At 70.8% G+C, this 11,220-nt stretch carries 15 protein-coding genes; 4 read left to right on the plus strand and 11 right to left on the minus strand.

The genetic code is table 11. The features are described from left to right. Window positions 1–9 precede the first annotated feature (9 nt). From FHS79_RS04215 to flgB, 11 genes are all read right to left on the minus strand, one after another. Window positions 10–957 carry a flagellin N-terminal helical domain-containing protein gene (locus FHS79_RS04215; RefSeq protein WP_184195873.1) on the minus strand — a complete coding sequence of 316 codons (948 nt, stop codon included), beginning with the start codon at window positions 955–957 and terminating at the stop codon, window positions 10–12. After that, window positions 954–2,819 (minus strand): FlgK family flagellar hook-associated protein, encoded by a 1,866-nt coding sequence (locus FHS79_RS04220; protein WP_184195875.1) that lies wholly within the window; start codon window positions 2,817–2,819, stop codon window positions 954–956. Before FHS79_RS04220 ends, FHS79_RS04215 begins: the two co-directional genes overlap by 4 nt. Further along, entirely contained in the window at window positions 2,816–3,082 is a 267-nt protein-coding gene (locus FHS79_RS04225) for a hypothetical protein (protein ID WP_184195878.1), read from the minus strand. The genes FHS79_RS04220 and FHS79_RS04225 overlap by 4 nt, the downstream gene beginning before the upstream one ends. Then, window positions 3,082–4,221 (minus strand): flagellar basal body P-ring protein FlgI, encoded by a 1,140-nt coding sequence (locus FHS79_RS04230; RefSeq protein WP_184196112.1) that lies wholly within the window; start codon window positions 4,219–4,221, stop codon window positions 3,082–3,084. The genes FHS79_RS04225 and FHS79_RS04230 overlap by 1 nt, the downstream gene beginning before the upstream one ends. A 38-nt stretch (window positions 4,222–4,259) precedes the next feature. Continuing rightward, window positions 4,260–4,964 (minus strand): flagellar basal body L-ring protein FlgH, encoded by a 705-nt coding sequence (locus FHS79_RS04235; protein ID WP_184195881.1) that lies wholly within the window; start codon window positions 4,962–4,964, stop codon window positions 4,260–4,262. Then, window positions 4,945–5,730: a flagellar basal-body rod protein FlgG gene (gene flgG, locus FHS79_RS04240; protein WP_184195884.1), complete on the minus strand. Its 786-nt coding sequence runs from the start codon at window positions 5,728–5,730 to the stop codon at window positions 4,945–4,947. Before flgG ends, FHS79_RS04235 begins: the two co-directional genes overlap by 20 nt. 142 nt (window positions 5,731–5,872) lie before the next feature. Next, window positions 5,873–6,634, minus strand: coding sequence for a flagellar basal body rod protein FlgF (locus FHS79_RS04245; RefSeq protein ID WP_184195887.1), 762 nt, complete (start codon window positions 6,632–6,634; stop codon window positions 5,873–5,875). A 2-nt stretch (window positions 6,635–6,636) separates the two neighbouring features. Then, the gene (locus FHS79_RS04250) at window positions 6,637–7,932 is read right to left on the minus strand and encodes a flagellar hook protein FlgE (RefSeq protein WP_184195890.1); all 1,296 of its coding nucleotides are present in this window, start codon (window positions 7,930–7,932) and stop codon (window positions 6,637–6,639) included. A gap of 5 nt (window positions 7,933–7,937) precedes the next feature. Further along, window positions 7,938–8,213, minus strand: a complete 276-nt coding sequence (locus FHS79_RS04255; protein ID WP_184195893.1) for a flagellar hook assembly protein FlgD — start codon at window positions 8,211–8,213, stop codon at window positions 7,938–7,940. Between the two features lie 9 nt (window positions 8,214–8,222). Further along, window positions 8,223–8,621 (minus strand): flagellar basal body rod protein FlgC, encoded by a 399-nt coding sequence (gene flgC / locus FHS79_RS04260; RefSeq protein ID WP_184195895.1) that lies wholly within the window; start codon window positions 8,619–8,621, stop codon window positions 8,223–8,225. Continuing rightward, window positions 8,618–8,986 (minus strand): flagellar basal body rod protein FlgB, encoded by a 369-nt coding sequence (gene flgB, locus FHS79_RS04265; protein WP_184195898.1) that lies wholly within the window; start codon window positions 8,984–8,986, stop codon window positions 8,618–8,620. The genes flgC and flgB overlap by 4 nt, the downstream gene beginning before the upstream one ends. A gap of 184 nt (window positions 8,987–9,170) precedes the next feature. Between flgB and FHS79_RS04270 the strand changes: the two genes are divergently transcribed. The 4 genes from FHS79_RS04270 to FHS79_RS04285 all read left to right on the plus strand — a co-directional run bounded on the left by FHS79_RS04270 (window position 9,171) and on the right by FHS79_RS04285 (window position 11,211). Further along, entirely contained in the window at window positions 9,171–9,710 is a 540-nt protein-coding gene (locus tag FHS79_RS04270; protein ID WP_184195901.1) for a hypothetical protein, read from the plus strand. Between the two features lie 67 nt (window positions 9,711–9,777). Then, window positions 9,778–10,053 carry a flagellar biosynthesis anti-sigma factor FlgM gene (gene flgM, locus FHS79_RS04275; protein ID WP_184195904.1) on the plus strand — a complete coding sequence of 92 codons (276 nt, stop codon included), beginning with the start codon at window positions 9,778–9,780 and terminating at the stop codon, window positions 10,051–10,053. After that, window positions 10,050–10,388, plus strand: a complete 339-nt coding sequence (locus tag FHS79_RS04280) for a hypothetical protein (protein WP_184195907.1) — start codon at window positions 10,050–10,052, stop codon at window positions 10,386–10,388. Before flgM ends, FHS79_RS04280 begins: the two co-directional genes overlap by 4 nt. Before the next feature lie 124 nt (window positions 10,389–10,512). Next, window positions 10,513–11,211, plus strand: a complete 699-nt coding sequence (locus FHS79_RS04285) for a transglycosylase SLT domain-containing protein (RefSeq protein ID WP_184195910.1) — start codon at window positions 10,513–10,515, stop codon at window positions 11,209–11,211. Window positions 11,212–11,220 lie beyond the last annotated feature (9 nt).

An 11,220-nucleotide genomic window follows, 5' to 3' on the forward strand; every position in this document is an offset into this window, starting at 1 on the left:
TAACGCAGGTTAGCGAAGCTGGTCCCACAAACTCTGCGACGCGGTGCGGGCGAAGCTGGCCTGGGCGGCTTCGAGGACGGTGAGGAGGCGTTGCAGCTCGGCGATGGCGCTGGCCATGTCGGTGTCTTCGAGGCGGCTGAGATCGGACGCGGTGGCGAGCGACTGGCTTTGCAGGCGGGTCTGCTCGGCTTCGAGGCGGGCGCCGCGGACGCCGAGGCTGGCCTGGGCGTCGGCGAGGCGGGTGGTATGGGCTTCCATCTCGGTGAGGCGCCGGGTGAGGGCGGCGGCGCGGAGGGTCGGGTCGGGTTCGTCAAGGGCTGCGGCGAGGCCGGTGAAGGTCGCGAAGAGATCGGAGGTGCCTTGCGCGCGCTCGGGAGTGGGGTCCGAGGTCAGGCCAAAGGCTTGCGGGCCTGTGACGCCGGTCTCGACGAGCGCGCTGCCGGCGATGAGGGGTGGGGCGGTGCCCTGGCCCTGCCAGCGGACGACGCCGGTGGCATCGGGCGCATAGGCGGGGCCGCGGGCGGCTGCACCGGCGAACAGTGGCACGCCATCGGCATCGCGGGCTTCGGCGAGGCCGGCGAAGCTGGCGGCGAGCTCGCGGACTTCGAGCGCCAGGACGGCGCGATTTTCAGGGCTCATGGTGGCACTGCTGCCCGACAGGCCGAGATCGCGGGCGCGCAGCACGAGCTCGCCGACCGAGCCCAGCGTGATATCGGCGCTGCGCAGGCGGCGGGCGGCGGTGTCGATGGCGCGGGTCGTGGCGGCGTCGGCGGCCTGGGTTCGGCGCAGCGTCGCGGCGCGGGCGAAGGCGATCGGGTCGTCCGAGGGGCCGGCGATGCGCTTCGAGGTGCTGATCTGCGTCTGCACGGCTTCGATGCGTGCCGAGAGGCTGGTCATGCGGCCGACACTTGCGTCGTGCGCGGCGCGGGTGCCGATGGCATTGGGGGGCAGGCTCATCGGGCGGCGCCGAGGATGGCGTCGAACAGGTCGCGCGCCGCGGCGATGACCTGGGCGTTGGCGCGATACGCCATTTGCAGGCGGGTGAGCTCGGCGGCCTCGCGGTCGAGATCGACGCCGGAGACGGCGTCGGCGGCGCGGGCGGTGTCGTCGCGGACGGCAAGGGCGGCGGCGGCGAGGCGTTTCGTATCGGCGAGGCGGGTGCCGAGGCCGGCGGTGCCGGCATCGAAGGCCGCTTCGAGGGTGCCGCCGGGGCCGAGGCGGCTGCGGACGGCTTCCAGCGCGCGGATGTTGCCATTGTCGGCGCTGCCGGGGCCGGTGGCGAGGAGGCGGAAGCGATCTCCCACGGCGGGGGTGCCGGACAGGGTGAAGCTGAAGCCATTGCCTTCGATCGGCGTGCCGGGGGTGAAGGCGAGGGTGGCGATGATGGTGCCGGTGGCGTCGGTCAGGTCGAGCGTGCCGGCGGCGGTGATGGTGGCATCGAGCGGCAGCGGGGCGGCGAAGGCGGCGGCGGCGGGATCGAGGGTCATGGCGAGGCGGCCCTGGCCGGTGTTGAGGGGGCTGGCATCGGACTGGAAGCGGCTGGCGACGGCGACCTGCTCGGGGGCGAGGGTGCGGGGGGCGAGCGCGCGGGCGCCGGTGAGGGGGGTGAGGGTCCAGACGTCTCCGCTGCGCGCGCCCTCTCCGGGGCGGACGGTGAGGCCGTCGAGGGTGAGGGCGCCAGCTCCAGTGATGGTGGCGGAGCCGTCGGTGCGGCTGAGGGTGAAGGTGCCGGCGTCGGCGATGAGGGTGTAGCTGACGGGGGCGGCACCTTCGGCGAGGGTGAAATCGATGGCAGCGGTCCCGGCGTTGGCGCGGCCGGGGGTGAGGTCGAGGCTGTCCGTGGCGAGCAAGGGCAGGCCGGGGTTGCCGGCGAGATCGGTGCCCTGGGTGTGCCAGTTGTTGAGATCGTCGGCGAAGCGGGTGGCGAGACTGTCGATGTCGGCGCGCAGTGCTGCGACCGAGCGGCTGGCTTCGAGCAGGCCGGCGAGGCTGCCCGAGAGCGGCAGGCGGACGGCTTCGGCGCGGTGGGTGGGATCGAGCACCAGCTCGGCGCCGCTCGGGCCGTCCTGCGCGGCGACGCGGACTGCCGTCCCGAAGGCGGGGAGGAGCAGGGGGGCGGCGGCTCCGGACCCGAGGCGGATGGTGACGGCGCCCGTGGGCTCTTCGCTCACGCTGATTCGGACGCGGCTGGCGAGATCGGCGAGCAGGGTGTCGCGGGCATCGAGCAGGCCGAGGCTGGCCGCACCACCGGGGGGCGTGCGGCGGAGCTCGGCGTTGGTGGCTTCGAGGCTGGACGTGATGGCGTTGATCTGGGTGGCGGTGTTGGCGGTGGCGGTTTCGATGTCGGTGGCGAGGGCGGCGAGAGTGTCGCCGAGGGTGCGGAAGGCACTGGCGGCCTGGCCGACCGAATCGAGGAAGAGCGCGCGCGCGGCGATGGAGGTGGGGCCGGCGGCGAGATCGGCGGCGGCGGCGTGGACGCCGGCGAGGCGGGCTTCGACGCCGGCACCGGTGAGCGCGGTTTCGGCGCGGGCCAGCCAATCGGCGCGGGCCGACATGCGCGCGTGATCGCCGGCGGCGACGCGCGCGGCGTTGGTCTTCAGCGGATCGCCGGCGCGCGCCATGGCGCCGGTGCGCACGCCGACGCCGCTGACGGGGATGCGCTGGGTTATGCTGGCGGTGCCGCCGGGGGCGGTTTCGAGGGCGACGGTGCGGCGGCTGAAGCCGGGGGTATCGGCATTCGCCACATTGTCCCCGGTGACGGCAAGGGCGGCCTGATAGGCGCGCACGCCGGCGGCGCCGATGGTGAGGAGATCGCTCATTTGCTGTTCTCGATCAGCTTGGCCACCCCGAGCGGAGCGGCGGCGGCGAGGGTTTCGGCGCGGAGGCGGTCGATCTGCTCGTGGCGCTGGGCGGCGCCGGCGGCCAGCGGGGTGTCCCCGGCGAGGCCGGGTCCGGGGGTGCGGGTGGTCGCGAGGAGTTTTGCGATGAGCATGGCTTCGAACTTTTCGCCGGCTTTGACCGCCGAGGGTTTGGTGGCGGCAGCTTGCAGCGGGAAGCTGCGGGGGGTGCGCGAGATTTCCATCAGATGACCACCAGCTCGGCGCGGAGTGCTCCGGCGGCCTTGAGCGCTTCGAGGATGGCGACGAGATCGCCCGGCGCTGCTCCAAGTGCATTGACGGCATCGACGATGGCGGAGAGTGCCACGCCGGGGGCGAACAGCGCCATGCGCGACGGGGCTTCGGAGGCTTCGACGCTCGATTGCTGGGTGATGGCGGTCTGGCCGCGCCCCAGGGCGTTCGGCTGGCTCGCCTGCTGGTTTTCGGTGATACGGACGGTGAGGCTGCCATGGGCGACGGCGGCGGGGAGGATGCGCACTTCGCCGCCGATGACGACGGTGCCGGTGCGGGCGTTGACGATGACGCGCGCCGGCGGGGCCGCGGGGGCGATGTCGAGCATCTCGATCTGCGCAGCCAGCGCCACCCGCGCGGCGATGCTGGCGGGGGCGGCGATGCGGACGGTGACGGCATCCTCGGTGCTGGCGGTGCCTGCCCCAACCGCGCTGTTGATGCGTTCGGCGACGAGCCTTGCGGTGCTGAAATCGGCCTCGACGAGCTGCAGCGCCATGGTCTCGGCCGAGGCGAAGGGGGAGGGGACGGCGCGCTCGACCGCGGCACCGCCGGGGATGCGGCCCGAGCTGGGGGTGCCGACGACGATCTTCGAGCCGTCCCGGCCCTCCGCACCGAAGCCGCCGACGGCGAGATTGCCCTGGGCGAGGGCATAGACCTCGCCGTCCGCCCCCTGCAGCGGCGCCATGAGCAGCGTGCCGCCGCGCAGGCTTCGTGCCTGGCCGAGCGCGGAGACGGTGACATCGAGGCGCTGGCCGGGGCTGGCGAAGGCGGGAAGCTCGGCGGTGATGATGACCGCGGCGGCGTTCTTGAGCTGCGGGTTGATTCCCGGCGGCAGCAGCACGCCGAGGCGCGCGGTGGCGGAGAGCAGGGATTGCACGGTGAAGGGGAGGTTCTGATCGCCGGTGCCCGACAGGCCGACGACGATGCCATAGCCGGTGAGCGCGTTGGCGCGGACGCCCTGCCAGCGGGCGATGTCCTTCAGCCGCTCGGCGCGCGCGGGGGCGGCGAGGTTGAGCAAGGCGAGGGTGGCGATGAGCAGCGCCAGCGGGCCGGCGAAGGGCGCCAGCCGCCAACGCAGGCGGCGCAGCGCCATGAGCAGCGGCTTGGGATGGCGAAGGCTGGGGTGGCGCATCAGAGCGGGCTTACCTTGGCGAAGAAGCGTGCCAGCCAGCCCTGCTTGCCCTGGTCGGCGATCTGGCCGGTGCCGGCGTAGCGGATGCGCGCGTCCGCCACGCGGGTGCTGGGGATGCTGTTGTCGAAGCCCAGATCGGCAATGCGGATGAGGCCGGTGAGCTGGATCTGCTCCTCGCCTCGGTTGAGGGTGAGGCGCTTTTCACCCGCGACGCGGAGCACGCCGCCGGGGAGGACTTCGGCGACGGTGACGGTGAGCTCGCCGATGAGCTGGTTGTCCTGCGCCGCCGAGCCGCTGCCGGTGAAGTTCTGCGTCGAGCCGCCGCGAGTGGCGGCCTCGGGGATGAGGGTGAGCGGCGGGATGGCGGGGAGGTTGAGCGCATTGTCCGAACTGCGCGCGCTGTCGGCGGACGAGGATTTGCGCGCCTGGGTGCGCTCGATGAGGCGGATGGTGACGAGATCGCCGACGCGGCCGGCGCGCCGGTCCGACGCGAGGCCGACATAGCGGCTGGGGTGATAGAGGCTGCCGGTAAAGCCGCCGGGCGCGGTGAGGGCCGGGGGATCGGGGGTGAGCGGCGGGGCGGGGAGCGGCAGGGTGGCGGCGATTCCGCGCGCGCGGCCGAAGCCCTCGTCCGAACACGCCGGGAGCAGCGCCACGAGCGCCAGCAGGCTAACTGTGCGAAGTTTAACTGTTTTGGGTGACATAGCGGGCCATTTCGTCGGCGGCGTTGATGACCTTGGCGTTGATCTCATAGGCGCGCTGGGTTTCGATCATCTCGACCAGTTCCTGCACGGTGCTGACGTTCGAGCCTTCGAGCGCACCCTGCCGGAGCGATCCCGAGCCTTCCTGGCCGGGGGCCGCCAGCTGCGGCGCGCCCGAAGCCGCCGTCTCGGTGTAGAGGTTCTCTCCGCGCGGGGTGAGGCCGGCGGGGTTGACGAAACGCGCCAGCTGGATCTGCCCGGCCTCGACCGGCGCCGCCTGACCCGCGATGGTGACCGACACCGTGCCATCGGGGGCGATGGTGATGCTCTGCGCGCCCTCGGGTATCGCAATCGCGGGTTGCAGCCGCAGCCCGGCGTTGGTGACAAGCTCGCCCTCGACATTGAGCTTGAACGAGCCGTCGCGGGTATAGGCCTGGGTGCCATCGAGCATGGCCACGGTGAAAAAGCCGCTGCCCTCGATCGCGAGATCGAGCGCGCCCTCGGTGTTCACAAGCTGGCCCTGCGAATGGATGCGCTCGATGCCCGCGACGCGAACGCCGGTGCCGGTGCCGAGCCCGGTGGCATATTGATTGTCCCCACCCGCCGGCGCCCCCGCCGCGCGCGGATCGTCATACAGCATCGTCACGAACGCGGCCCGGTCGCGCTTGAAGCCGGTGGTGCCGACATTGGCGAGGTTGTTGGAAATGGCCTTCATCCGCTGGTCGAGCGCGTCGAGGCCGGATCGGGCGATCTGGAGGGCAGATGTCATGCGAGCGTGCCTCCGGCGGCTGGGGCCTCGGGCCCCAGACCCATGATGTGGGTTCGGGCCAAGACTGCGGTGGTTTGGGACTTGCCCAACGCAAGGGGTCTGGGGCCTGAGGCCCCAGCCGCCGGAGGCATCTTCTTCATCATCACGACTCCATGCGGATAAGGCGGGACCCCGCCTCGTCGATTTCGCGCGCGGTGCGGAGCAGGCGGGCGCTGGCGTCGAAGGCGCGGCTTTGTTCGACGAGTTCGACGAGGGCGGCCGAGGTCTGGACGTTGGCGGTTTCGAGGGTGCCAGTGACGAGGCGGGCGGCGGGGTCGGCGGGGAGCGGGTCGCGGCTGGTGAACTGGCCGTCGGGGCCCTTGTCGAAGCCGGTCTCCTTGCTGCCGCCGGCGACAAGCTTGAGGCGGGTGAGGGGGGCGGTGATGCCGTCGGTGAGCATCGAGAGGGTGCCGTCGGCGGCGATTTCGAGGGTGCCGTTCGGGGGGACCTGGATGGGCTGGCCGCCGATATCGAGCATGGGGCGGCCTTCGCCGTTTTCGAGGCGGCCCGTGGGGCTGATGTGGAGATCGCCGCGGCGGGTATAGGCTTCGGTGGCGGTGCCGCCGACCACCGGGCCAAGAATCGCGAACCATGCTTCGCCGGCGGCGGCGATATCGAGCGGGCGGCCGGTAGGGAGCAGCTTGCCATGGCTGGCGGAGGTGGCGAGGCTGGGGGCGCCGGCCTGGGCGCGGGCGATCGACCCGGCGCCGAGGGCGAGATCGCCGCGCAGCCAGCGGCCTTCGGCGGCGATGATCTCGCGCTTGAAGCCGGTTGTTTCGGCGTTGGCGAGGTTGTTCGCGGTGACCGCCTGGCCGCGCTGGCGGGCGGTGAGCCCCGAGAGGGCGGTGTAGATGAGGCGGTCCATGATTATGAGCGCTGGTTGATGATGGTCTGGAGAAGGGTGGTGTCGGTCTCGATCGCCTTGGCGCTGGCCTGGAAGTTGCGCTGGGCGGCGATGAGGCTGACGAGCTCGGTGGTGAGATCGACATTGGAGCGTTCGAGGCTGCCCGAGAGGATGCTGCCGAAGCCGCCGCGGCCGGCTTCTCCGGGGGTGGGCAGGCCGGATTGGGGCGTGCCGACATAGCTGGCGTCGCCGATTGCTTTGAGGCCCTGCGGGTTGTTGAAATTGACGAGTGCGACGCGGCCGATGAACTGGATGTCGCCGTTGGTGAAGCTGACACGCAGCGCGCCCTGGCGATCGACGGCGACGCTTTCGAGGGTGCCGGCGGGGACGCCGTCCTGCTCGAGGCTGTTGCGCGCGAAGGCGCCGGTGGCCTGGGTGGTGGCGATGCCGTGATCGATGGTGATCGACAGCGGTTGCAGCCCGCCGGGCAGGGTGAGCGCATCGAAGGTGAAGGGGGTGATGGGGCTGGTGAGGGCGCCGGTGGCGTCGAATTCGAGCGGGATGGCGGGTGCGCCGCCGACGGTGAGTTCGTTGCCGGCGACGATGACGCGCGCCTCCCAGCGGTGGGCGGGATCGGCGGGGGTGAGGGAGGAGGTCTTGATATAGTAGATGCTCGCATCGAGCGGGTGGCCGGCGCTGTCGTAGACGGTCGCCGAGGTGCTGGCGTTGAAGGTGGCGGGGTTGGCGGGATCGAAGGCATAGGGGTTGGCGGGGGTATAGATCGGGCTGTCGGCGATGATCGGCGCGCTGGCGGGCAGGTTGACCGAAATGCGGATGTTGGAGGTGGCCTCGGGGACGCCCGAGAGGAGAGGCAGCCGGGCGGGGATGGTGCTGGCGAGCTCGGTGGAAAGCAGCGCGCCATCGGTGGTGGTGGGGAAGACCTGGAGGCGGCGGCCGGCGGAATCGACGACGAAACGATCGGCGGTGACGGAGAAATTGCCCGAGCGGGTGTAGCTGATCTCGGTGCCGCCGGCCCCGCCCTTGACGGTGAAGAAGCCCTGGCCCGAGACCGCGAGATCGAGCGCGCTGTCCGAACTTTCGATGGCGCCCTGGGTGAACTGCTGGGCGACGGCGCGGACCGCGGTGCCCGAGCCGACGACGCGGTTGGGGTTTTGCAGCGGCGTGGAGGAGATGATGTCCCCGAAGCTGACGCGCGACCGCTTGAAGCCATGGGTGCCGACGTTGGCGATGTTGTTTGCGAGGGTGGAAAGCTCGGTCTGCGCGGCGGTGAGGCCGGTAAGGGCGGTGTAGAAGGCCATGGGGGTTACTCCTGAGGAATGGGGGTGCGGGCGAGCAGCGTGTCGAGGCTGGCGGCGATGCGGCTGAGCGTGGTGTTGCTTTCGCTCACACCCGCGACCATCGAGAATTGCGCCATCTGCGCGACATATTCGGTGTTATCGACGGGCTTTGTCGGATCCTGGTTCTTGAGCTGCGCGGTCATCAGGGCGAGGAAATCGGCCTGGCCGAGGGTTTTCGGCCCGCGGGGCACGATTTCGGGGCCGGTCTGGACGGGGCGGATGCCTGACGGGATGACGGACATGATGGCTCCTCAGCGGCCGAGCCGCAGCGTGTCGAGGGCGAGGCCGCGCGCGGTGGCGAGGACCTCGACGGTGTTGGCATATTGGCGTGCGGTCTCGACCATCTCGACGAGCTCCTGGTTGGGATCGACGGCGGCGGTCCAGACATTGCCCTGCGCGTCGGCGAGGGGATGATCGGGCTCATGGCGTGATTCAGGCGTGCCGGTCTGGACGATGCCGGCGACATCGACGGTGGCGGTCGAGCGGCCATAGGCGGTGGCGAAAACGGGCTTGAGGGCGCGATAGGCGGTTTCGGCGCTCCCCGAGAGGCTGCCGGCGTTGGCGAGGTTGGAGGCGATGGTGTTGAGGCGCACGAGCTGGGCGCTCATGGCGCGGCCGGCGATGTCGAAGGTGGAGAGCTCGGCCATCATTCGCCTTTCAGCGCTGTGGTGAGGGTCTGGATGCGGCTGGTGAGGAAGCTCAAGGACGCGCGGTAGTGGAGGGCGTTTTCGGCAAAGGCGGTCTGCTCGGTGGCGAGCTCGACGGTGTTGCCATCGAGGCTGGCCTGCACGGGGACGCGGTAGCGGAGCGCGGTGGCGAAGCTGGTCGACGGACTGCCGCTGGCCCGATTGCTGCTTGCTTTGAGGGCGGCGGCGAAATCAACGTCGCGCGCCTTGTAGCCGGGGGTGGCGGCGTTGGCGATGTTGGACGCGATGAGCGCCATCCGCTGCGAGCGAAGCTGCATGGCCTGGCCATGGATGCCGAACTGGCGGTCGATGAGATCGGGGATTGCCATGGCCGGGGCTGTGCAAACGCCGTGCCAGTTGTGCGTCGCTCGGTGGGCGAGGGGCGGCGCGGCAAGACTTTGCCGGGATGCGGCAAGGCATTGCCGGGTGTGGCGCTCTCCTTGTTCGGTTCGTCGCATTGGCAGCGGCTGGCGCGGAACTTGCTGGGGCAGGGCAACTTCAGACGAGGTGACAATGTACGTGCTTGTGGGATTGATGATGGCGGCTGCGGCTCCGACGATGGCGAATGCCGATCTGCTGGCGGCAGCCGAGCGCTTTGCCGGGCGGGCGCTGCTGGTCGATGACCGGCTGCAGCTGCCGGCCTGTGCTGCTCCTGGCTTTGCCTGGGCGGGGCCGCTGGTCGAGGCGCGCTGTGCGGCCCCGGCGTGGCGGGTGTTCCTGCCACCGCAGGGCGAGTCGGCTGCGCCCGGCATGGTGTATGCGCCGGCTGCGCCGGGCACTGTTTATTCGCCGGCTGCGCCGGGAATGGTTTACGCGCCGGCTTCGCGCGGTGTCGATGGTGCACCCCGCTACCGGCGTGGCGAGCGGGTCGTGGTGACGTTGGCGGGGGCCGGTTTCGATGTGCGGCTCGAGGCGATTGCCGAGGGCGATGAGCACGATGGCCGGCTTTGGGTGAGGCCGCTGGGCGGCAATGGCCGGCGGCTGCGGGTGCGCGTGGACGAAGACGGACGGACTGCAATAGATGGTTTAAATGGTCTGGTTTCGGGTCGTTAACTGTCACGATGGCTTTGGTTCAGCCGTTAATTGAGCCATGAAGATGCGATATGGAAGGAGCAGCAGCATGATCGAAGGCATTGGCCGCATGCAGCAGATTACAGCGGCGCCGCCCGAGGCTGGAGCGCGGGCGGGTGACCAGCGCGCCGGTGCGCGGCCCGAGCGGACGGCTGGGGACGAAGCGCAGGCGATGAGCCTGGCAAAGGTGAGCGCCGACATGGCGGCGAGCCCACCGGTGGACGCCGCGAAGGTGGCAAGCCTGCGCGAAGCGATTGCAGACGGACGCTACAAGCATGACCCGCAGGCGATTGCCGAGGCGATCATGGCCCAGGGTGGGCTGTGACCGAGAGCCTCGCCGAACGGACTGACAGTTTCGCGCGGCTGGTGATGGCGATCCGCAGCGAGCTGGCAGCGCTCGATGCCGAAGATGCAGCCTCGATCGAGGCGGCGACGGTGGCGAAGACTGCAGCGCTCGACGCTGTGGCGCGCGATGTGGAAGCAGGTGCCATGGACCGGCCGGCGCTTGAAGAGGCGCGGCGGCTCAATGCCGAAGCGGCGCTGAAGGCGCGCGCCAAGATGATCGGCGTCGAGCGGAGGCTGGTCGCTGTGGCGAGCGGCGCCGGGCGGCCGGCGGCGCTGACCTATGGGCGCAATGGCCGCTGGGCTGCAGCAGGCTGAGAGCCGCTGGGCGGCGGCAGGCTGAGAGCCGCCTTCGATGCCGGCTCCTGCTGGCACGGCAATTGCAAAGACAGAGAAGATGGACCGGCGCCGATGGGGCTGCCGGCCCGGGGGAGACTGTGGTTTGCGCATCGAGACGCGAGCAGCGGAAGGGGTGATTGCAGCGGTGCGAAGCGCTGCGGCGCGCACCGGCACCGATTTCGGCTTTCTGCTGGCGCAGGCGCGGAGTGAATCCGGGCTCGACCCGCGGGCACAGGCGAAGTCATCGAGCGCGCGGGGGCTGTTCCAGTTCACCAGCGGCACCTGGATGGAAATGGTGCGACGGCATGGCGCCGAGCATGGTTTGGGCTGGGCGGCCGAGGCGTTGAAGGCGGGAGCTGCAGGCTCTGGCGTGCGCGAGGCGATTTTGGCGCTGCGCGACAGCCCCGAGGCGGCGAGCCTGATGGCGGGCGAACTGGCGCGGGACAATGCGGCCGCACTTGGCCGGTCGCTGGGGCGCGCGGTGACGGCAGCCGAAGTGCATATGGCGAGTTTTCTGGGAGCTTCGGGGGCCACGCGCTTCCTGACGGCGCTGGCGGCCGACCCGCAAGCCCCGGCGGCGGCAGTGGTGCCGCAGGCGGCAGCGGCAAACCGGGCAATCTTTGCTGCCAGGGACGGCAGCCCGCGATCGCTGGCCGAAGTGATGGCGGTGATGGCCGGCAAGATCGGCGGCAATGATCTGCCGGTGCGCGGCAACGGCTTGCCGGTTGCAGCACCACCTCCCGCCATGCTGCCGGCGCAGGCGCGCATGGCGTATCTGCTGCTCGCCGAGCTTGGCGGATGAGCGTGGCGA

This window comes from Polymorphobacter multimanifer, assembly GCF_014205635.1.
GTDB lineage: Bacteria > Pseudomonadota > Alphaproteobacteria > Sphingomonadales > Sphingomonadaceae > Sandarakinorhabdus > Sandarakinorhabdus multimanifer.